The organism is Streptomyces sp. NPDC001851 (assembly GCF_040297165.1).
In the GTDB taxonomy this organism is placed as follows: domain Bacteria; phylum Actinomycetota; class Actinomycetes; order Streptomycetales; family Streptomycetaceae; genus Streptomyces.
This window is the reverse complement of record NZ_JBEOYR010000013.1, coordinates 1-21,094: the sequence shown is the minus strand read 5'-3', so window position 1 is coordinate 21,094 and position 21,094 is coordinate 1. Positions and strand designations below refer to the sequence as shown.

Sequence of the window (21,094 nt, the reverse complement as noted above, 5' to 3'; positions counted from 1 at the left end):
CTTACTCAACCAGTACTCACCGATTCACCACCAGCAGATCATCCACAAGGCCCTGCTTGAGCAGTTGCAGCTTGCGGAATGCCCCTCTCCCACCCTCTATACTTCTATCACATGCGGCAACTGCCGAAACCAGTTCAGTCTGCTTCCGAGAGGAGACGAGCGGAAATTCGAGCGCCCCGAATCGCTCGCTACCCAGATGAGCAATACTTGTGGTTTTCTTCGCAATGCCAGCGAACACTCCAACCTGACGCCAATACTCGAATACCAACTGCGCATATTCAGGATCCAAGGCTTGTGTGGCTCGGAACCGCACAAGAGTGTTTTGGAAGCAAAAATCCCCCGCCGCACCACGGTAGATTGCGCTGCGCCCGACCAATTCCAGACTCTGCCCCTCATTGAGAAGGACGTCGCCGGGCAAAAGCTCGTAAGTAGATCGTTCGACTGGCGTGAACCCCATCGTCTTCACGTCCGAATAGTCAATGTGGCCAGCGAGCACATTGGCTACGCGCAGGTAAGGAAATTGTCCGCCGACCTTTTGACTGTCGGGCGACAACTGCTTGCCCATACGCACACTTCCCACATCGCGTACCGGCAACCATTCAACGGGTGTCTCGCCGCTGGATAGCCTGTTCATGAAAGTCTTCAGAATCCCTTGCCGCAGACTCTGCAGCTTCGCAATTGACGCCTCAATGGCGCGCTCCTGCGCCGATACATCTTCAATCAAACCCACAATTCTCCGCTGCTCATCCAGTTCAATAGGGTGCGCAACCAGATGTTCAGCGAATTTATCCTGCGGGAGATGCGCAATACTCGTCCGGCTGACCCCATCAACGAAGAGGCCATGACGCGCAGCGTGATCCATGTAGTACAGCATATAGAGCGGATCAATCGCACCCCGGCTACGCAGCCGATGCAGTGACTTCTGGAAGTAGCATTCTGCTCGCTGCCCCTCCCAAATCGCCGTACGCCCGACTTCCCCTCCTTCAGTAACTAGCAAGTCCCCGGGAATCAACCGGAACTTCCTGCGCTCCGACTCACTGAAACTCATATAGTTCAGCTCGTCGAAATCCAACCGGTTCCACTGGACGTTCTTGTTGGTGAGGTATGCACGCTGTTCCGGTCCGGACGACGCCTCCTTACTCAGCATCTTGCCCAGCTGCATATCGAATAGGTCTCCGACTCTCGTAAGCGCCCACCCCGGCCGAAGCTCACGCATAGCCAAGCTCCTTCAGGAACCCATCCAGCGTCTCCGCGGCCTTCTCACTCTTCGCCCGGATCTCCCGCAACGAAACGGCGTACTTGCCCTCCCACACGCCATACGTCTCGGCCAACTCCCGCCTCCGGCGCACCACATGCCCGTCCAGCTTCCCGAGAAGGTCATCCCGCAGCAGATCCAACACCACCCGCCGCTCCCCCTCGGCCCCCAGCGCCGCCCGCGCCCGGAACAACCTCGGCGGCTCTTCGCCCAACTTGGGCTGCTCACCAGAGGCCCGCTCGAACCAGAAATCCGCCTCAAGCCGCTTGATCAGCGCGCCCGCCTTCGTGCGTTCCTTCTTCACCGAGGCCAGCTCCGCGAGCTGCTCGACGCTCAGGGCGACTTCCTCGCGTGTGACAGCGTCCTCGTCACCTTCATCACCGTCACCCTCCTCCGAGGCTTCCGGCTCCGCGTTCAGCTCCTTCCACCGCGCGTCCAGCTCCGCCTTCCGTGCGTCAGCCGCCGCCAGTTCCTCCAGGAAGTCGGGGGCGATGGCCGCGACCACCTTGTGGTCGTATGCCTGACGGCGCTCAGCCGCAGTCCGCTTCCTCAGCTTCTTCGACTTCGGGTCCTGCTCGGGCGCCAGCATCGTCTCGACGTTTTCGACCCAGCCGTCCACGACGCCCGCGAACCCGTTCTCCGACAGGGCGAGCAGGTCGTACTTGGCCTCGTACCACCAGCCGGCCACCGCTCCCGCCAGGGCATAGCGATCCAGCAGGCCAACGCCGCCCAGCTGCTCCACGAACGACTCGATCAACGACGCCCGCACGGCCATCAGCGCGGCCTTGCGCTCCGAGGGTGTCAGGTCCGCGAGGCGTTCCGGTGTCGCCGCCACCGCCTCCAGTTGCCGCGCCTCCGCCGCCCACCACTTGTCGAAGGCCGTCCGCAGCGCGTCCTCGCTCGGCCGGGCCAGCTCCGCCAGTCTTGCCGCGTTCGGCCGCTCCCCCTCCGGCAGAAAGTCCACGTACTTCTCGTCCACCGGATCGCGCTCCGCGAACAGATCGGTCAGCGCGATCCCGTACGAGTCGAGCAGTTCCTTCTTCGCCTCGATTTCCGCGCGCGGTACACCGCCCACCAGGTGCGCTCGAACGTCCTGCGGCTCCGGCGGCGGCGTGTTGTCCACGTAGCGGCGGATGTTGAGGTTGTAGTCGTTGGCGCGCAGTTCCTCGATGGGCACGGCCCGCGAGAAACCCGGCACCTCCGCGTACCTGTGGAAGGTGGAGGTGATCTTTTCGGCGTGCTCGGGCAGCAGCACGTTCTGTGCACGCTCCGCGTGGAATTCCCGGTCGGCGTTGATGAACAGCACCTTGTGCTCGCGCCTCGGGTCCGCCTCGTTCTTCCTGCCCGGCGGGCGCAGCACCAGGATGCAGGCCGGGATGCCCGTGCCGTAGAAGAGGTTCGGAGCGAGGCCGATGACCGCCTCGATCGCGTCCTCCTCGATGAGCTTCGCCCGGATCTCCTGCTCACCGCCGCCCCGGAACAGCACACCGTGCGGCATAACCGTGATCACCATGCCGCCGTGCCCGCTCGGGCCACCGTCCTGCCTGGTCTCCCACAGCATGTGCTGGAGGAACATCAGGTCGGCCTTGCCGCGCTCGCTCGTCGTTCCGTACGTCGTGCGCTGCGCACGGAACGCCATGTCGCTGAGCACGTAGTCCATCGAGAACGGCGGGTTACTGAGCACCCCGTCGAACCGGTCCGCGTCCGACTTCGGCACATGGGCCGGCTCGGCCAGCGTGTCCCCGGTGTGCAGGTCGAAGCGCCGCACTCCGTGGAGGACCATGTTCATCGTCGACATGATCCACGAGCCGCTGTTGGCATCCTGGCCCGCGAAGAACATGTCCGACGTGTCGCCGCCGTGCTCCTCCACGTACTCCTTGGCGTGGATGAGCATGCCGCCCGAGCCGACGCACGGGTCGTAGATCCGCATGCCCTGCTTGGGGCCGAGCAGCTCGACCATCATGCGGACCACGGCGCGCGGGGTGTAGAACTCGCCGCCCTTGCGGCCCGCAGAGTCCGCGAACTCCTTGATCAGGTACTCGTATGCGGCACCGATCAGATCGGGGAACTCGAAGTCGTCCGTACGCAGGCGAACGCGACCGAAGTGCGCGATGAGCAGCTTCAGCCGCTGGTCGGCGAGTTTCGCCGCGCCCGCAGCGGCGCCGGAGCCGCCGATGCGGTTGAAGTCGAGGTGGTCGAAGAGGCCCTTGAGTTTGGCGTTCTGCCCTTCCAGCGCCTGCAGGGCCGGGCGCAGTCTGTCCTCGGTGATGTTGTGGGTGGCCGACGAGATCCACTTCCAGCGGGCGTTCTTCGGTACGAACAGCACATCGCGCTGGCTGTACTCGGACTCCTGCTCCAGGAAGCCGGCCAGCATCTCGTCCGAGAGGCCCAGCTCTTTGGTGGCGTACTCCTTGATCTGCTCCCGTGCCGCCTCGAACTCGTCATTGGCCCGCTTCAGGAAGAGCAGACCGAAGATGTAGTCCTTGTACTCCGAGGCGTCCATCGTCCCCCGGAGGATGTCCGCGGCGGCGAACAGATGCCGCTCCAACTGCGCGAGCGTGAGCTTGGCCACGTACGACTCCCTACGACCTGACTGACGTAGGAACCCTACGGCCGCTCCGGGCCATACCGAAATCCGCTTGTCGATGCCGGTCGGGATTCACGCCCGCCCAGAACAGCAACGCCCGGAGACGATCAGTATGAGGCGATTCCGAGCCCTTGCTCCACGAATTCGTGCACATCGGTGTACGGGTCACGGTTGACGAGGGCCACATGATCACCATGCTGGGCGTTCATCTGGAGGGCGCGTTTCCTCGCGTCCTCGTAGCCTCCGGTGATCTGGTGCGGCAGTACCAGCTTGATGTTCGCCGCGTCCTTCGGCGTCCTCGCGAACGGCAGTCTCGTCGTCACCTGACCGCAGACCCCGCCGAACGTACCGGTCACCGGCTTGTGGTGCAGCAGACGCCAGACCTCGAAGCAGGGGTGGGAGAAGGCGACCCGGACGTCCGCTTCGCGTGCCTGCTTCAGCGCGGTCTCGATGCCCTCGTGCTCGTCCCGGTCGAAGAGGCACCAGACCTGGGGGAGGTACTTCTTCTCCAGGCCGCTGCGCTTCGCCTGTCGCTGCTCGTCCCGCATGAGCCTGACCGCCGCCTCGACCAGCTTGAGCGGCTTGCGCTGGGAACCGGGCGCGGAGGCGTTCGCGATGCGCACCTCCACGGTCATCGCCGGGTCGGCCGGGACGCCGTGCTGCTTGATGATCTCGATGTACGAGGGTTCGGTGACCAGCCCCTCGGTGAAGACGTGGACGACCCTCTTGCGCCGCCCGCGACGCTGCGCCGGCCCCAGCGAGTCCTTGCCCCTCGTCCTCGCCATCAGCCCTGCCCCACCTCGTGCTCGGTGTGCCCCTGGTCGGCCAGCAGGCGCCGGGCGATCTGCCCCTCCAGGAGAGACGGGACCGCTCCGAAGGCTCCCGCCAGGTACGACCTCATCAAGTCCTCGTCCTCCCCCGGGGACGCCGCGGTCAGCGGATAGAGCTCCGTGGCTCCGTCCTTGTCCTTCTCCGTCAGCCACACCTGGTCTGGGTCCAGCAGCCGCCCGCCGCTCGGCGTGGTGAGCACCGACGGGTCGTGCGAGGTGAACAGCAGCTGTGCGCCGTGCGGATTGGCCAGCGGGTCGTGGAAGAGCCGGACGACTTCGGCGGCGAAGCGCGGGTGCAGGCTGGCGTCCAGTTCGTCGACCAGGAGCACCGCGCCCTCGTCCAGGGCGAGCAGCATGGGGCCGAGGAGGGCGAACCAGGAGCGGGTTCCCAACGACTCCGTCTGCCAGTCGAAGGCGACCTCGCCCGTGCCCGAGCGGTGGACCAGCTTCACCGTCGTCCGGCCCCTGCCGTCGTCGACCACTTCGGTTCCGGTGATTCCGAGGTCGGCCACGCGCAACAGTTCTTCGATGCGGCGTGCCCGGGCTCCGGAAAGTTCCTTTCTGGTGAACGCCTCGCGCTGTGCCCGTTCGTCCTCCGGATTGATCAGCCAAAGGTTGCGGCGGAACCAATGGAAGAGGGGGGACAGCTGCGGGTGATTGTCCGTGCCCGCCGTGGAGAGCAGTAGCGCGTTCGGGCGGGTACGCCGCGCGAGTTGTGCACGGTCCTTCACCCGGTTGCCCGGCCATTCGTAGACATCCGACCGCGCGGCGTCCCGGTCGAGCCACACCTGGCGGTGACCGCGCGGGTAGCTGTGCAGCCATTCGGCTTCGACGCGGGTCGGCCCCAGCTCGAAGCCGTACGTCCAGCGAACGCCGTCGAGCACGAAGTCGACCTCGAAGAAGCTGGGCTCGGCGTCCGCCGCCGGGTCCAGCGCGAAGACGTGGCGCCTGGTGCCGTCGTACGCGGCCCAGCGGGCGTACGAATTGAGTACGGCGTTGCGCATGTCGACCAGTGCGGCCAGGACGTTCGACTTGCCGGAGGCGTTGGCCCCGAAGATGCCGGCCAGAGGGAACACTGCGACAGACTTGCCGCCCGCCAGCTCCACCTCTCTGGCCGCGCCGCGTTCATCACCGGGCTCCCTCTCGGGCGCCACGAAGGACAGCTCCTGCTCCTCGCGCAGGGACCGCACGTTCGCGACGCGGAACCTCAGCAGCATGCTGTCCTCCTCTCCGTGCTCAGAGTAGTCGTCGCCTCTGACAGCGGTCTGGCCTGTACAGCTGTGACCTCCGGGAACATACCGTCCGTCCGAGGTGACAGGCAGCCGAACGAGTGATCAGCTCGTGCCCACGTGCGTCGGCGCGAACATCCGCAGCACCGCCGGGAGCACGACCACCGACGGCCCTGGTGCCGCCAGCGCCTTCGCCAGGTCCTCCCGCAGGGTCTCCGGGGTGGTACGGACCCCGGGGACGCCGAAGGACTCCGCCAGGGCGACGTAGTCGGGGCGGGTCAGCTCCGTCGCCGTCGCCTGGCCGAAGGCGTCCGTCATGTACTCGCGGAGGATGCCGTAGCCGCCGTCGTCGACGATCAGCCAGGTGACCGGCAGGTCGTACTGCTTCGCCGTCGCCAGTTCCGCGATCGAGTACAGCGCGCCGCCGTCGCCCGACACCGCCAGCACCGGGCGGGTCGGGTCGGCGGCCGCCGCGCCCAGCGCCGCCGGGAAGCCGTAGCCGAGGCCGCCGGCGCCCTGGGCGGAGTGCATGGTGTTCGCACCGCGGGGGTCGAAGGCCGACCACGCCCAGTACGCCAGGATCGTCATGTCCCAGAAGGAGGGGGCGCCCGGGGGCAGGGCGCGGCGGACCGACGCCAGCACGTCCTGTTCCAGGGTGAGTTCCTGGGAGGCGATGCGCTCACCGACTCGGGACAGCAGCTCCCGCACCCGCCCCGGCGCGGACTCGTCCGTGCGCTCCTCCACCGTCTCCAGCAGCGCCTGCAACGCCAGCCGGGCGTCCGCGTGGATGCCCAGTGCCGGGTGGTTGGACTCCAGCTTGCCGAGGTCGGCCTCGATCTGGACGACCCGGCCGCGGGGCTTGAACGTGTGGTAGTTGGAGGAGAGTTCGCCCAGGCCCGAGCCCACCACCAGCAGGACGTCCGCGTCCTCCAGGAAGTCCGTGGTGTGGCGGTCCTCCAGCCAGGACTGCAGGGACAGCGGGTGCTCCCAGGGGAACGCGCCCTTGCCGCCGAAGGTCGTGACCACGGGGGCGTCGAGCTTCTCGGCCAGCTGCAGCAGCTTTCCCGAGGCGTCGGACCGTACGACCCCGCCGCCCGCGATGATCGCCGGGCGGGCCGCGCGGGACAGCAGGTCGGCCGCCACCGCTGTCAGTTCGGGGCGCGGGACCACGTCCTCCGGCGTGGCGTCCGGCGCCGTCACCACCGGCAGCGCGGTCGGAGCCAGCAGCACGTCCTGCGGGATCTCCACCCACACCGGGCCGTGCGGTGCCGTCAGCGCCGACTTCCAGGCCGCCGCGATGGCGGAGGGGATCTGGGACTGGGTGCGGACCGTGTGGACGGACTTGACGACACCGCGGAAGGAGGCGGCCTGGTCCGGGAGTTCGTGGAGGTAGCCGTGGCGGCCGCCGCCCAGGCCGGCCGTCGGGATCTGGCTGCTGATCGCCAGTACGGGGGCGGAGGCGGCGGCGGCCTCCTGGAGCGCCGCGAGGGACGTCAGCGCGCCCGGGCCCGTCGAGAGCAGCAGCGGGGCCGCCTCTCCCGTGATCCTGCCGTAGGCGTCCGCCGCGAAGCCCGCGTTGTTCTCCACCCGCAGACCGACATACCGCAGGGAGGAGCGGCGCAGGGCGTCGAACATGCCGAGGGCGTGCTGGCCGGGCAGGCCGAAGACGGTCGTCGCGCCCAGCCCGGCCAGGGTCTCCACGACCAGGTCTCCGCCGTTGCGGCCTGGCGGGGGATTCAGCGCCGCCGCCGTCTGCTGGTCGGTCGGGCGGAGCACCAGGTCGTGGTCGTGCGTCACTTCTCTCGGTCCCCTAAGGAAGGTCAGGCGTTGCGGGCCGCCGCGATCTGGCGGCTCATGATGGTGGTCAGTTCGTAGGCCGTGTGGGAGGCCGCGACCGAGGTGATCTCCGCGTGGTCGTACGCGGGTGCGACCTCGACGACGTCCGCCGAGACCAGGTTGCAGGATGCCAGCCCGCGCAGGATCTCCAGCAGCTCGCGGGAGGTCATGCCGCCGGCCTCCGGGGTGCCGGTGCCGGGCGCGTGGGCCGGGTCGAGGCAGTCGATGTCGATGGAGATGTACAGCGGGCGGTCGCCGATGCGCTGGCGCAGCTGGTCGGCCACCTCGTCGGCGCCCCGGCGGTAGATGTCGGCGGAGGTGACGATGCCGAAGCCCATCTTCTCGTCGTCGGTGAGGTCCTGCTTGCCGTACAGCGGGCCGCGGGTGCCGACGTGGGAGAGCGCGGAGGTGTCGAGGATGCCCTCCTCCACGGCGCGGCGGAACGGGGTGCCGTGGGTGTACTCGGCGCCGAAGTAGGTGTCCCAGGTGTCCAGGTGGGCGTCGAAGTGGAGCAGGGCGACCGGGCCGTGCTTCCTGGCGACCGAGCGCAGCAGGGGCAGCGCGATGGTGTGGTCGCCGCCCAGGGTCATCAGGCGGGCGCCGGTGCCGAGCAGCTCGTCCGCCGCGGCCTCGATCGTCTCGACGGCCTCGTTGATGTTGAACGGGTTCACCGCGATGTCGCCGCCGTCGGCGACCTGGGCGAGGGCGAAGGGGGAGGCGTCCTGCGCGGGGTTGTACGGGCGCAGCAGCCGGGACGCCTCGCGGATGGCGTTGCCGCCGAAGCGGGCGCCCGGCCGGTACGAGACGCCGGAGTCGAACGGTACGCCCACGACGGCGACGTCGGCGGTGCCGACCTCGTCCAGGCGGGGCAGCCGGGCGAAGGTCGCGGGTCCGGCGTACCGCGGGATGCGGGAGGAGTCGACGGGGCCGCGGGGCGTCTCGTTGCTGCTCATGGTGAAATGCCTTCTTTCTTGCGCTTCATCGCGCTTGCACTGCTTTTCCTATGACTCTACTGGGGAGCCGGGACTGGTTCGGACGCGAGTTCGGGGGTGCGGCCGGCGAGGCGTTCGCGCCAGGCGGCGAGGACGGTCTCGTCGGTGGGCCTGGTCGCCAGGGACACGGCGACGTAGGCGGCGAGGGAGGCGAGCAGGCCGTAGTAGACGGGCTCGTCGGCGAGGATGCCGTATCCGGCCATCAGCCCGATCACGGCGAGGCCGCCGGCGAGCACGGAGGCCAGCGCGCCCTGGACGGTGCCGCGCTTCCACAGCAGGCCGCCGAGGATGGGCACGAGCAGGCCGCCGACGAGCAGGTCGTACGCCACGGTCAGCGCCTCGACGACGTTGTTCAGCGCGATCGCCGCACCGATCACGGCCACGCCCATGACCAGGATGAACGCCCGGTTGCCCCGGACCTCGTCGTGGTCCTCGCCGCCCCTGCGCACGACACCGCGCAGCCGCGACCAGATGTCGTTGTTCGCCACCGTGGCGCAGGCGATCAGGGCGCCCGAGGAGGTGGACATCACGGCGGCCAGGGCGGCGGCCAGCACCAGGCCGCGTACGCCGACCGGGAGTTCGTCCTTGACGATGGTGGCGAAGGCGTCGTCCGGGCTGCCGAGCTCGGGGTAGAGCACCTTGGCGGCGGTACCGATCACCGCGCCGGCGAGGGCGTAGGCCAGGCAGTAGGTTCCGGCCACCGTGCCGCCCCACTTGGCGGTCCTGTCGCTGCGGGCGGTGAACACGCGCTGCCAGATGTCCTGGCCGATCAGCATGCCGAAGGTGTAGATCAGGACGTAGGTGAAGATCGTCTGGCCGCCGATGCCCAGCGGGTCGAAGTACGAGGTGGGCAGCTTGGCCTTCATCTCGGAGAAGCCGCCCGCCCTGACGACCGCGATGGGCAGCAGGAGCAGCAGCACGCCGATGGTCTTCACCACGAACTGGACCATGTCGGTCAGCGTGATGGACCACATGCCGCCGAGGGTGGAGTAGGCGACGACGATGGAGCCGCCGAGGATGATCGCGACGGTCCGGTTCAGGTCGAGGAGGACGTCGAAGATCGTGGCGTAGGCGATGGTCGAGGTGACGGCGAGCATGAGGGTGTACGCCCACATGACCACGCCGGAGATCACACCGGCCCGGCCGCCGTAGCGCAGGTCCAGCATCTCGGAGACGGTGTAGACCCTCAGGCGGGCGATACGGGCGGAGAAGAAGACGGAGAGCGCGAGGAGTCCGAGGCCGATGGTGAAGACCATCCAGGCGCCGGACAGTCCGTACTGGTAGCCGAGTCCCACGCCGCCGATGGTGGAGGCGCCGCCGAGGACGATCGCCGCCATGGTGCCGGAGTACATGGCCGGGCCCAGGCGGCGGCCTGCCACCAGGAACTCGCTCTTGGACCTGGCGCGGCGCATGCCCCACCAGCCCATGGCCAGCATGCCGGCGAGATAGACGACGATCACTGTGTAGTCGACGGCCATGTGGGGCCCTCCTTCACGCACTGTCCGGTGGCGTGTCGTGCAGATGCAGGGAGACGGACGGCAGCGGCTCGCGGGGACATCCGCCCGTACCCGCGGCTGCCGTGCTGACCCGACACTAGGTGGCCGGAAAGCACCTGCGAAGTGTACGTTTCATCCATATGAACCGGGCCGGATGGAGGGAACGCACACCATGCCGGAGACCGTCACCCCAGCCGTCCCACCGACCCCACCGGTACCGCTGTCGGCGCTGCTGGCCCGCGAGGATCTCGGTCTGCGGCAGATCGCCGGCCCGTCCGGTCCCTCCCTCGTGATCCACTGGGCGCACACCTCGGAGATGGCCGACCCGTACCCGTATCTGCTGGGCGGCGAACTGCTGCTCACGGCGGGGGTGCACGTCCCGGAGGCGGAGGCGGCGGGCGCGGAGGGGGGCGGCGGCCCCGGTCGAGCGCCTTCGGGACCGGGGGAGTACTTCGAGGAGTACGTCTCGCGGATCGTGGCGGCGGGCGGTGCCGCCCTCGGGTTCGGCCTGGCGCCGGTGCACGAGACGGTACCGGCCGCGCTGGTCGCCGCCTGCGAGCGCCAGGGGCTGCCGTTGCTGGAGGTCCCGCCCCAGACCACCTTCTCCGGGGTGGCCCGCGCGGTGTGGCAGCTGATGGCCCAGGCCCGGCTCGCCGAGCTGCGCCGCGTCACGGAGGCCCAGCAGGGTCTCGCCTCGGCCGCCGCCCGCCCGGATCCGGTGCGGTCGGTGCTGCGCCGCCTGGCCCAGCACCTCTCCGGCCACGCGGTGCTCTACGGCCCCGACGGCACGGCCCTCGCCGCCGCGGGCCGCGAGCCGGCCGAGGAGGTACGGAGCGCACTGGCCGGCCTGGCGACAGTGGTACGCGCCACCGGCGACCCGGTCCCCGAGGCGGACCGGGCGGCCGGAGCGGGCCCGCACGCGGCGGGCGCAGGCACGGCCGACGGCGCCGCGGCCACGGCGACCGCGGCCCCCCGCACGCCAGGCACGGCAGGCACGGCAGGCACGGCACGAGCGGGCGCGGCACGAAGGGGCGTGGCACGAGCGGGCGCGGCACGAGCGGGCGTGGAAAGCGGCGTCCCCGCGACGCCGCCCGCTTCCGGCCGCACCGCCACCGGCTTCGGACAACCCGCCCCCGCGCTCCCCCGTCCCCTGCCCAGCTCCGCCACCGACACCGTCGGCTCCGCGCAACTCGCCGTCTACGCCCTCGGCGCCGGTGAGGGGTTCGTCCTCGGGCTGGCCGGTGCCAGGCGGGAGCCCGGGGACCACACCATCGCCTCCGTCGCCGCCGTGCTGCTGTCGCTGCTGACCGGGGAGCATCACAGCGGTGCCGGGGCGGCGCGGTCCTCGGCGCTGGTGCGGCTGCTGCTCGGTGCCTCGCCGGAGGCGGTCGCGCCGCTGCTGGGGGAGGGCGGCTGGGTCGTCGTGCACGCCCGGCCCGAGGGGCAGCTCCCGGACGCGGTCGCCGCCTCCGCGCTCGGCGCCGCCCTGGGGTCGCCGCTGGTCGACCTCGCCCATGACGTCGTACGGGTGCTGGTGCCGGGCGGGCGGGTACCGGAGCCGCAGGCCGGGTGGACGCTCGGGGCGAGCGCCGCCGTGCCGCCGCGGGAGTGGCCGGCCGCCGACGCCCAGGCGGCCCGTGCCCTCGCCCGGGCCCGCGCCACCCGCACTCCGCTGGTCCGGCACGGCGCCCGGCCGGGGTGGGAGGCCCTGGTGCCGCGGGCGGACGCCGAGGCACATGCCCGGGCCGTGCTCGCACCGCTCGCCGGACGCCCCGAGCTGGCCGAGACCCTGCGCACCTGGCTCTCCCTGCACGGGAGTTGGGACCGCACGGCGGTGGCGCTGGACGTGCACCGCAACACCGTGCGGCAGCGGATCGCCCGCTGCGCCGCCCTGTTGGACGCCGACCTGGACGACCCGGACGTGCGCATGGAGTTGTGGTTCGCGCTGCGGCACGGCCGGCCGGGCGAGTGAGCCGCGTCCCAGCGGGCGATATGCCGAGGACGCCCGCAGTGCGCTGCCCCACAATGGGAGGCATGCCGATATCCGGGACACCCAGCCGCGCCCAGCTCGTCGACCACCTGGTGAGGACCCGTATCGCGGGGGACGTCGCCACGCCCCGCGAGAACAACCTCTCCCACTACCGTCAGCTCGCCAACGGTGTCCGGGGCTTCTGGTTCGGGCTGGAGCTGGGCGACCGCTGGACGGACGAGCAGGACGTGCTCGCGGTGATGGCCGAGCGGGTGGGGGTCAGCGACGATCCCGGGTACCGGTACGGGCAGGACACGATCGACCCCGAGTTGACCGTGGACGCGCTGGAGCGGATGGCGGCGCGGCTGCGCAAGGCGGCCGACGGGCGGCAGCGGGTGCTGTTCGCGACCGGTCACCCGGGCGGCCTGCTGGACGTGCACCGGGCCACGGCCGCCGCGCTGCGCGCCGCCGGCTGCGAGATCGTGGTCATCCCGGACGGGCTGCAGACGGACGAGGGGTACGTCATGCAGTTCGCGGACGTGGCCGTGCTGGAGCACGGGGCGACGCTGTGGCACACCCACTCGGGCGAGCCGATGCGGGCCGTTCTGACGGGACTTGAGCGGGAGGGCCGCCCGCTGCCGGACCTGGTGGTCGCCGACCACGGCTGGGCCGGGTACGCCGGACAGCACGGCGTGGACGCGGTCGGGTACGCCGACTGCAACGACCCGGCGCTCTTCCTCGCCGAGGCCGAGGGCACCCTGCAGGTCGTCGTACCGCTCGACGACCATGTGGTCAGCCCGCGTTACTACGACCCCCTGACGGCGTATCTGCTGGCCGAGGCCGGACTGGTGTGACGCGCTGCGCGCCGGGGACCGTGACCGCCGCGGTCCCGCCCCGGCTCAGCGCGGGACGCGGACCACGCCCTCCTGGATGACCGTGATGGCGAGCCGGCCGTCCTGGGTGTATATGCGGGCCTGACCGAGGCCGCGGCCCCCGTGCGCGGACGGCGACTCCTGGTCGTACAGCAGCCATTCGTCGGCGCGGAAGGGCCGGTGGAACCACATCGCGTGGTCCAGGGAGGCGCCCACGACATCCCCTACGGCCCAGCCGCCGCGGCCGTGCGCGAGCAGCACGGAGTCGAGGAGCGTCATGTCGGAGACGTAGGTGGCGAGGACGACGTGCAGGAGGGGGTCGTCGTCGAGCTTGCCGTTGGTGCGGAACCACACCTGCGAGTGCGGCTCGCGGGGCGCGCCGAACCGCCCGTACGGCGGCTCGTCCACGTACCGGAGGTCGATCGCCTCGCGGGCCTCCAGGAACCTCTCGACGACCTCGGGTGCGAGGTGGTCGTAGCCGCGCAGCCGCTCCTGCGAGGTGGGCAGGGTCGCCGGGTCGGGCGAGGCGGGCATGGGCGCCTGGTGCTCCAGCCCCTCCTCGTACGTCTGGAAGGACGCCGAGAGGTGGAAGATCGGCTTGCCGTGCTGGACGGCGACCACGCGGCGGGTGGTGAAGGACCGGCCGTCGCGGATGCGGTCGACGGTGTAGACGATCGGCGCGCCGGGGTCGCCGGGGCGCAGGAAGTAGGCGTGGAGGGAGTGGGCGGGGCGGTCGGCGGGGACCGTCCGGCCGGCGGCGACCAGCGCCTGTGCCGCGACCTGCCCGCCGAAGACGCGGGGGACGACGGCGGAGCGGGACTGGCCGCGGAAGATGTTCTCCTCGATCTGCTCCAGGTCGAGCAGATCGAGGAGATCCTGGAGTGCCTGGCTCATGGGTAGGAGTTGTACCGGCCAGCGATTACCGGCGTCCTACAGGCCCATGTCCTTCGCGATGATCGTCTTCATGATCTCGCTGGTGCCGCCGTAGATGCGGTTGACGCGGTTGTCCGCGTACAGGCGGGCGATCGGGTACTCGTTCATGTAGCCGTAGCCGCCGTGCAGCTGCAGGCAGCGGTCGATGACGCGGTGGGCGACCTCGGTGCAGAACAGCTTGGCGCTGGCGGCCTCGGCGGGGGTCAGCTCACCGGCGTCCAGGGCCTCGGTCGCGCGGTCGGCGACGGCCTCGGCGGCGTCCACCTCGGCCTGGCAGGCGGCCAGCTCGAACTTGGTGTTCTGGAAGTGGGCGACCGGCTTGCCGAAGACGGTGCGCTCCTGGACGTACTGCTTGGCGAACCGGACGGCCGCCTTGGCCTGCGCGTAGGCGCCGAAGGCGATGCCCCAGCGCTCGGAGGCCAGGTTGTGGCCGAGGTAGTAGAAGCCCTTGTTCTCCTCGCCGAGCAGGTCCTCGACCGGGACCTTGACGTCGACGAAGGCCAGCTCGGCGGTGTCGGAGGTCTTCAGGCCGAGCTTGTCGAGCTTGCGGCCGACGGAGTAGCCCTCGGACTTGGTGTCCACGGCGAACAGGGAGATGCCGTGCCGGCGGTCCTCGGCGGTGGGCGCGGCGGTGCGGGCGCACACGATCACGCGGTCGGCGTGGACGCCGCCGGTGATGAAGGTCTTGGCGCCGTTGAGGACGTAGTGCGTGCCGTCCTCGGAGAGCTTGGCGGTGGACTTCATGCCCGCGAGGTCGGAACCGGTGCCCGGCTCCGTCATCGCGATGGCCCACATCTCCTCGCCGGTGACGAACTTCGGCAGGAAGCGCTTCTTCTGCTCGTCGGTGGCGAGCATCTTGATGTACGGCAGGGCGAGCAGCACGTGCACGCCGGAGCCGCCGAACTGGACGCCCGCGCGGGCGGTCTCCTCGTACAGGACGGCCTCGAACTTGTGGCTGTCCATGCCCGCGCCGCCGAACTCCTCGGGCACGTTGATGCCGAAGATGCCCAGCTCGCCCAGCTTGTAGTAGAAGTCGCGCGGCGCCTGGCCGGCGGCGAACCACTCGTCGTAGACGGGGACGACCTCGGCCTCGATGAAGGCGCGCAGGGTCTCCCGGAACGCCTCGTGATCCTCGTTGAACACCGTACGGCGCACGGCCACCTCCACGTACCTCGGGCATGTCTAAGCGCTTGCTCAGACCCCAAGGTACTGGCGAGTATGTTCCGGCGTCCAGGGGGTTCCCCCCGTAACGCTCGTCACGCGCACCCTCAGGGGCCGGCCTCCCCCGCCGCCGCGAACGCCCCCCGGGCCATCCGGTGCAGCAGCGCCGCCGTCGCCCCCCGCCCCGGCAGCGTCCCGGCCCGTCCCAGGTGCGGGGTGGAGTTCAGCAGCCCGAAGACCGAGTGGACCGCCGAACGGGCCATCGGTTCGGTCAGGGCCGGATACACCTCGCGCACCACCTCCACCCACAGCTCGACGTACTGCCGCTGGAGCTGGCGGACCAGCTTGCGGTCGCTGTCGCGGAGGCGGTCCAGCTCGCGGTCGTGCAGGGTGATCAGGGGACGGTCGTCCAGCGCGAAGTCGATGTGGCCCTCGATGAGGGAGTCGAGGACGGCGGAGGCGCCCATCCGGCCGTCCGCCTCGGCCAGGCGCCGCTTGGCCCCGGTCAGCAGCTGGCCGCTGATGCCCACCAGCAGCTCGGCGAGCATCGCGTCCTTGCCCGGGAAGTGCCGGTACAGACCGGGGCCGCTGATGCCGACCGCGGCCCCTATCTCGTCGACACCGACGCCGTGAAAGCCGCGCTCGGCGAAGAGCCGGGCGGCCTCCTTGAGGATCTGCTCGCGACGGGTGGGGGCGTCGGTTCTGGTGACCATGCAGGCAATTCTAGACAGCGAGGTTAGCGGTCGTTAACCTGGAGGAAATGGTTAACGCTCATTAACACCTTCGAGCCCACAGGTTCGATCACTGGTGAGGGGACCGCAGGATGCAGGAGGCACCGGAGCTGACGAGCGCGGCCGATCCCGCGTCGGAGGCCTGGCGGGCCAATGAACAGGCCCATCTCGCCCTCGTCGGGGAGCTGCGCGGCAAGCTGGCCGCGGCGGCGCTCGGCGGCGGCGAGAAGGCGCGGGCCCGGCACACGGCGCGCGGCAAGCTGCTGCCGAGGGACAGGGTGGACACGCTGCTCGACCCGGGCTCGCCCTTCCTGGAGCTGGCCCCCCTGGCGGCCGACGGGATGTACGACGGGCAGGCCCCGGCGGCCGGGGTGATCGCCGGGATCGGCCGGGTCAGCGGACGCGAGTGCGTGATCGTCGCGAACGACGCCACGGTCAAGGGCGGCACGTACTACCCGATGACCGTGAAGAAGCACCTGCGCGCCCAGGAGGTGGCCCTCGACAACCGGCTGCCGTGCGTGTACCTGGTCGACTCCGGTGGCGCCTTCCTGCCGATGCAGGACGAGGTCTTCCCCGACCGGGACCACTTCGGGCGGATCTTCTACAACCAGGCCCGGATGTCCGGCGCCGGGATCCCGCAGATCGCGGCCGTCCTCGGCTCGTGCACGGCCGGCGGGGCGTACGTCCCGGCGATGAGCGACGAGGCCGTGATCGTCCGCAACCAGGGCACGATCTTCCTCGGCGGCCCGCCGCTCGTGAAGGCCGCCACCGGTGAGGTCGTCACCGCGGAGGAGCTGGGCGGCGGCGAGGTCCACTCCCGGGTCTCCGGTGTCACCGACCACCTCGCCGAGGACGACGCGCACGCCCTGAGGATCGTCCGGAACATCGTCGCCACGCTCCCGGCCCGGCGGTCCCTGCCCTGGGAGGTGCGGCCGGCGGTCGAGCCGAAGGTGGATCCGTACGGGCTGTACGGCGCCGTCCCGGTCGACTCCCGCACCCCCTACGACGTCCGCGAGATCATCGCCCGTGTCGCCGACGGCTCCCGGTTCGCCGAGTTCAAGGCCGAGTTCGGGCAGACCCTCGTCACCGGGTTCGCCCGCATCCACGGCCACCCGGTCGGCATCGTCGCCAACAACGGCATCCTCTTCTCCGAGTCCGCCCAGAAGGGCGCCCACTTCATCGAGCTGTGCGACCAGCGCGGCATCCCCCTGGTGTTCCTGCAGAACATCTCCGGGTTCATGGTCGGCAAGGACTACGAGGCGGGCGGCATCGCCAAGCACGGCGCCAAGATGGTGACGGCGGTGGCCTGCACGCGCGTGCCGAAGCTGACGGTGGTGGTCGGCGGCTCGTACGGCGCGGGCAACTACTCGATGTGCGGCCGGGCCTACTCCCCCCGCTTCCTGTGGATGTGGCCCAACGCCAAGATCTCCGTCATGGGCGGCGAGCAGGCCGCGTCCGTGCTGGCGACCGTCAAGCGGGACCAGCTGGAGGCCCGCGGCGAGGAGTGGCCCGCCGAGGACGAGGAGGCCTTCAAGGCGCCGATCCGCGCGCAGTACGAGCGCCAGGGCAACGCCTACTACGCCACCGCCCGCCTCTGGGACGACGGCGTGATCGACCCGCTGGACACCCGTCAGGTACTCGGACTCGCCCTGACGGCCTGCGCCAACGCGCCACTGGGAGATCCCCAGTTCGGCGTCTTCCGGATGTGAGGAGGGGAACCGTGTTCGACACAGTGCTGGTCGCCAACCGGGGCGAGATCGCCGTACGCGTCATCCGTACGCTCCGCTCGCTGGGCGTGCGCTCGGTAGCGGTCTTCTCCGACGCCGACGCCGACGCGCGGCACGTCCGGGAGGCCGACACGGCGGTACGGATCGGGCCGGCGCCCGCGGCCGAGAGCTATCTGTCCGTGGAGCGGCTGCTGGAGGCCGCCGCCCGCACCGGCGCCCAGGCCGTGCACCCCGGGTACGGCTTCCTCGCCGAGAACGCGGGCTTCGCGCGCGCCTGCGAGGACGCGGGGCTGGTCTTCATCGGCCCGCCGGCCGACGCGATCGCGCTCATGGGCGACAAGATCCGCGCCAAGGAGACGGTGCAGGCGGCCGGGGTGCCGGTCGTGCCGGGCGGCAAAGACCCCGGGCTCGCCGAGGCGGCCCGTGAACTGGGCGCGCCCGTGCTGCTCAAGCCGTCCGCCGGCGGTGGCGGCAAGGGCATGCGCCTGGTGCGGGACATGACCCTGCTGGAGGAGGAGATCGCCGCCGCCCGCCGCGAGGCCCGCGCCTCCTTCGGCGACGACACCCTGCTCGTGGAACGGTGGATCGACCGGCCCCGGCACATCGAGATCCAGGTGCTGGCCGACGGCCACGGGAACGTGGTCCACCTCGGCGAGCGCGAGTGCTCGCTCCAGCGGCGGCACCAGAAGATCATCGAGGAGGCGCCTTCGGTCCTGCTGGACGAGCGGACCCGCGCGGCGATGGGCGAGGCGGCCGTGCAGGCGGCCCGGTCCTGCGGGTACCGGGGCGCGGGCACGGTGGAGTTCATCGTGCCGGGCGGCGACCCGACGCAGTACTACTTCATGGAGATGAACACCCGTCTCCAGGTGGAGCACCCGGTCACCGAGCTCGTCACCGGCCTGGACCTGGTGGAGTGGCAGCTGCGGGTCGCGGCCGGGGAGCGGCTCGGCTTCGGGCAGGAGGACGTGCGGCTGACCGGCCACGCGGTGGAGGCCCGTATCTGTGCGGAGGACCCCGCACGCGGCTTCCTCCCCTCCGGCGGCACCGTCCTGCTCCTGAACGAACCGCAGGGCGACGGCATCCGCACCGACTCCGGGCTCAGCGAGGGCACCGAGGTGGGCAGCCTGTACGACCCGATGGTGTCCAAGGTGATCGCCTACGGCCCCGACCGCGCGACGGCGCTGAGGAAGCTCCGGGCGGCCCTCGCGGAGACGGTCACGCTGGGCGTGCAGACCAACGCGGGCTTCCTGCGCCGGCTGCTGGGCCATCCGGCGGTCGTGGCGGGCGAGTTGGACACGGGGCTCGTGGAGCGGGTGGTGGACGAGCTGGTCCCCGCCGACGTGCCGGAGGCGGTGTACGAGGCGGCGGCCGCCGTACGCCTGGAGGCGCTGAAGCCCCGTGCCGAGGGCTGGACCGACCCCTTCTCGGTGCCGAGCGGTTGGCGCCTCGGCGGCACCCCGAAGCCGCCGGCCTTCCACCTCCGGGTGCGGGAACCGGTGACGTACACCCTCCGGGGCACCCACACCGTCACCGGCGACCGGGTCACGGTCACCCTGGACGGCGTCCGCCACGCCTTCCACCGGGCCGGTGACTGGATCGGCCGGGACGGCGACGCCTGGCACGTGCGCGACCACGACCCGGTCGCCGCGTCCCTCACCCGGTCCGGACACGCGGGCGCCGACTCGCTGACCGCGCCCATGCCGGGGACGGTGACCGTCGTCAAGGTCGCGGTCGGCGACGAAGTGGCCGCGGGCCAGAGCCTGCTGGTGGTGGAGGCGATGAAGATGGAGCACGTCATCTCCGCCCCGCACGCCGGCACCGTCGCCGAGCTGGATGTCACGTCGGGCACCACGGTCGCCATGGACCAGGTGCTCGCCGTGATCGCACCACACGACGAGGAAGGGGTGGTGGCGGAGTGAGCGACGACGGACTGCCCATGGTCGTACCGGCCGACGGGCTGCCCGCGCGGGTGCGGATCCACGAGGTCGGCGCGCGTGACGGGCTGCAGAACGAGAAGATGGCCGTGCCGACGTCGGTCAAGGAGGAGTTCATCCGCCGGCTGGCCGACGCGGGTCTGACGACGATCGAGGCGACGAGTTTCGTGCACCCCAGATGGGTGCCCCAACTCGCCGACGCCGAGCAACTGTTCGCGCAGGTCGCCGACCTCGGCGTGGACCTGCCCGTCCTGGTGCCGAACCAGCGTGGCCTGGACCGCGCGCTCGCACTCGGCGCCCGCCGGATCGCGGTGTTCGCCAGCGCCACCGAGTCCTTCGCGAAGGCCAACCTCAACCGCACGCTGGACGAGTCGCTGGCCGTGTTCGAGCCGGTGGTGCGGCAGGCCAAGGACGCGGGCGTGCACGTGCGCGGCTATGTCTCCATGTGCTTCGGCGACCCCTGGGAGGGGGCCGTCCCCCTCCACCAGGTGGCCCGCGTCTGCACGGCCCTCAGGGACATGGGCTGCGACGAGCTGAGCCTCGGCGACACGATCGGCGTGGCCACACCGGGCCATGTGCTCGAACTGCTCAGCCTGCTCAACGAGAAGGGCGTGCCGACCGACATGATCGGCGTGCACTTCCACGACACGTACGGCCAGGCGCTCGCCAACACCTATGCGGCCCTGGAACACGGCGTGACCACCGTCGACGCGTCCGCCGGAGGCCTCGGCGGCTGCCCGTACGCCAAGTCCGCGACCGGCAACCTCGCCACCGAGGACCTCGTCTGGATGCTGCACGGCCTCGGCATCGAGACCGGCGTCGACCTCGGCCGTCTGACCGCCACCAGCGTGTGGATGGCCGCCCATCTGGACCGGCCCAGCCCGTCCCGTACCGTCCGCGCACTCGGTAAAACGACACAGCCCCACAAGGACCAGTGATCAGCATGGACCACCGTCTCAGCCCCGAGCTGGAGGAACTCCGCCGTACGGTGGAGGAGTTCGCGCACGATGTGGTGGCGCCGAAGATCGGCGACTTCTACGAGCGGCACGAGTTCCCGTACGAGATCGTCCGCGAGATGGGCCGCATGGGCCTGTTCGGGCTGCCGTTCCCGGAGGAGTACGGCGGCATGGGCGGCGACTATCTCGCCCTCGGCATCGCCCTGGAGGAACTGGCGAGGGTCGACTCGTCGGTGGCGATCACCCTGGAGGCCGGGGTGTCGCTGGGCGCGATGCCCGTGCACCTGTTCGGTACCGAGGAGCAGAAGCGGCAGTGGCTGCCCCGGCTGTGCTCGGGGGAGATGCTGGGCGCGTTCGGCCTGACGGAACCGGACGGCGGCAGCGACGCGGGCGCGACCCGGACGACGGCCCGCCTGTCCCCGGACACCGGCGAATGGGTGATCAACGGCACCAAGTGCTTCATCACCAACTCGGGCACGGACATCACCGGCCTGGTGACGGTGACCGCGGTGACCGGCCGCAAGCCGGACGGCAAGCCGCGCATCTCCGCCATCATCGTCCCCTCCGGCACACCGGGCTTCACCGT

General features: G+C 70.4%; 16 protein-coding genes. 6 read left to right on the top strand and 10 right to left on the bottom strand.

Features of this window, described 5'->3' with window-relative positions:
- Window positions 1-16: 16 nt before the first annotated feature.
- From ABT171_RS20220 to ABT171_RS20190, 7 genes are all read right to left on the bottom strand, one after another.
- Complete coding sequence (locus tag ABT171_RS20220) at window positions 17-1,216, bottom strand: restriction endonuclease subunit S (protein ID WP_351245622.1); 1,200 nt, start codon at window positions 1,214-1,216, stop codon at window positions 17-19.
- Entirely contained in the window at window positions 1,209-3,827 is a 2,619-nt protein-coding gene (locus ABT171_RS20215; RefSeq protein ID WP_351245620.1) for a type I restriction-modification system subunit M, read from the bottom strand. Before ABT171_RS20215 ends, ABT171_RS20220 begins: the two co-directional genes overlap by 8 nt.
- A 122-nt stretch (window positions 3,828-3,949) precedes the next feature.
- A complete protein-coding gene (locus ABT171_RS20210; protein ID WP_351245618.1) occupies window positions 3,950-4,627 on the bottom strand; it encodes an RloB family protein in 678 nt (225 codons plus the stop codon).
- On the bottom strand, window positions 4,627-5,889 hold the full coding sequence (locus ABT171_RS20205; RefSeq protein WP_351245616.1) for an AAA family ATPase: 1,263 nt from the start codon (window positions 5,887-5,889) through the stop codon (window positions 4,627-4,629). The genes ABT171_RS20210 and ABT171_RS20205 overlap by 1 nt, the downstream gene beginning before the upstream one ends.
- Before the next feature lie 117 nt (window positions 5,890-6,006).
- Window positions 6,007-7,698, bottom strand: a complete 1,692-nt coding sequence (locus ABT171_RS20200; protein ID WP_351245614.1) for a thiamine pyrophosphate-binding protein — start codon at window positions 7,696-7,698, stop codon at window positions 6,007-6,009.
- Between the two features lie 23 nt (window positions 7,699-7,721).
- Window positions 7,722-8,690: an agmatinase gene (gene speB, locus ABT171_RS20195; RefSeq protein ID WP_351245612.1), complete on the bottom strand. Its 969-nt coding sequence runs from the start codon at window positions 8,688-8,690 to the stop codon at window positions 7,722-7,724.
- Between the two features lie 56 nt (window positions 8,691-8,746).
- On the bottom strand, window positions 8,747-10,207 hold the full coding sequence (locus ABT171_RS20190; protein WP_351245610.1) for a sodium:solute symporter family protein: 1,461 nt from the start codon (window positions 10,205-10,207) through the stop codon (window positions 8,747-8,749).
- A 190-nt stretch (window positions 10,208-10,397) separates the two neighbouring features.
- Here ABT171_RS20190 and ABT171_RS20185 point away from each other — a divergent pair, with 190 nt between their 5' ends.
- Together ABT171_RS20185 and ABT171_RS20180 are read left to right on the top strand one after the other, a co-directional pair.
- Window positions 10,398-12,197 (top strand): PucR family transcriptional regulator ligand-binding domain-containing protein, encoded by a 1,800-nt coding sequence (locus ABT171_RS20185; RefSeq protein WP_351245608.1) that lies wholly within the window; start codon window positions 10,398-10,400, stop codon window positions 12,195-12,197.
- A gap of 62 nt (window positions 12,198-12,259) precedes the next feature.
- Complete coding sequence (locus tag ABT171_RS20180; protein ID WP_351245606.1) at window positions 12,260-13,048, top strand: phosphatase; 789 nt, start codon at window positions 12,260-12,262, stop codon at window positions 13,046-13,048.
- Window positions 13,049-13,093: 45 nt separating this feature from the next.
- Here ABT171_RS20180 and tesB read toward each other — a convergent pair whose 3' ends face one another.
- From tesB to ABT171_RS20165, 3 genes are all read right to left on the bottom strand, one after another.
- On the bottom strand, window positions 13,094-13,960 hold the full coding sequence (gene tesB, locus ABT171_RS20175; protein WP_351245604.1) for an acyl-CoA thioesterase II: 867 nt from the start codon (window positions 13,958-13,960) through the stop codon (window positions 13,094-13,096).
- Between the two features lie 36 nt (window positions 13,961-13,996).
- Complete coding sequence (locus ABT171_RS20170; protein ID WP_351245602.1) at window positions 13,997-15,154, bottom strand: acyl-CoA dehydrogenase family protein; 1,158 nt, start codon at window positions 15,152-15,154, stop codon at window positions 13,997-13,999.
- Between the two features lie 113 nt (window positions 15,155-15,267).
- A complete protein-coding gene (locus tag ABT171_RS20165) occupies window positions 15,268-15,873 on the bottom strand; it encodes an SACE_7040 family transcriptional regulator (protein WP_351245600.1) in 606 nt (201 codons plus the stop codon).
- 110 nt (window positions 15,874-15,983) lie between these two features.
- On the opposite strand from ABT171_RS20165, the gene ABT171_RS20160 reads away from it, so the two are divergent.
- The 4 genes from ABT171_RS20160 to ABT171_RS20145 all read left to right on the top strand — a co-directional run.
- Window positions 15,984-17,600 (top strand): carboxyl transferase domain-containing protein, encoded by a 1,617-nt coding sequence (locus ABT171_RS20160; RefSeq protein ID WP_351245598.1) that lies wholly within the window; start codon window positions 15,984-15,986, stop codon window positions 17,598-17,600.
- Between the two features lie 11 nt (window positions 17,601-17,611).
- A complete protein-coding gene (locus ABT171_RS20155) occupies window positions 17,612-19,537 on the top strand; it encodes an ATP-binding protein (RefSeq protein ID WP_351245596.1) in 1,926 nt (641 codons plus the stop codon).
- Window positions 19,538-19,554: 17 nt separating this feature from the next.
- Complete coding sequence (locus ABT171_RS20150) at window positions 19,555-20,490, top strand: hydroxymethylglutaryl-CoA lyase (RefSeq protein WP_351245999.1); 936 nt, start codon at window positions 19,555-19,557, stop codon at window positions 20,488-20,490.
- Between the two features lie 5 nt (window positions 20,491-20,495).
- Window positions 20,496-21,094 (top strand): acyl-CoA dehydrogenase family protein (locus ABT171_RS20145; RefSeq protein WP_351245594.1); only part of this gene is annotated, 599 nt, incomplete at its 3' end.

Coding starts and splice junctions, on each gene's coding strand:
- ABT171_RS20180 (WP_351245606.1), top strand. CDS start 12,260: ATGCCGATATCCGGGACACCCAGCCGCGCCCAGCTCGTCGACCACCTG.
- ABT171_RS20210 (WP_351245618.1), bottom strand. CDS start 4,627: ATGGCGAGGACGAGGGGCAAGGACTCGCTGGGGCCGGCGCAGCGTCGC.
- ABT171_RS20185 (WP_351245608.1), top strand. CDS start 10,398: ATGCCGGAGACCGTCACCCCAGCCGTCCCACCGACCCCACCGGTACCG.
- tesB (WP_351245604.1), bottom strand. CDS start 13,960: ATGAGCCAGGCACTCCAGGATCTCCTCGATCTGCTCGACCTGGAGCAG.
- ABT171_RS20165 (WP_351245600.1), bottom strand. CDS start 15,873: ATGGTCACCAGAACCGACGCCCCCACCCGTCGCGAGCAGATCCTCAAG.
- ABT171_RS20220 (WP_351245622.1), bottom strand. CDS start 1,216: ATGCGTGAGCTTCGGCCGGGGTGGGCGCTTACGAGAGTCGGAGACCTA.
- ABT171_RS20150 (WP_351245999.1), top strand. CDS start 19,555: ATGGTCGTACCGGCCGACGGGCTGCCCGCGCGGGTGCGGATCCACGAG.
- ABT171_RS20160 (WP_351245598.1), top strand. CDS start 15,984: ATGCAGGAGGCACCGGAGCTGACGAGCGCGGCCGATCCCGCGTCGGAG.
- ABT171_RS20190 (WP_351245610.1), bottom strand. CDS start 10,207: ATGGCCGTCGACTACACAGTGATCGTCGTCTATCTCGCCGGCATGCTG.
- speB (WP_351245612.1), bottom strand. CDS start 8,690: ATGAGCAGCAACGAGACGCCCCGCGGCCCCGTCGACTCCTCCCGCATC.
- ABT171_RS20205 (WP_351245616.1), bottom strand. CDS start 5,889: ATGCTGCTGAGGTTCCGCGTCGCGAACGTGCGGTCCCTGCGCGAGGAG.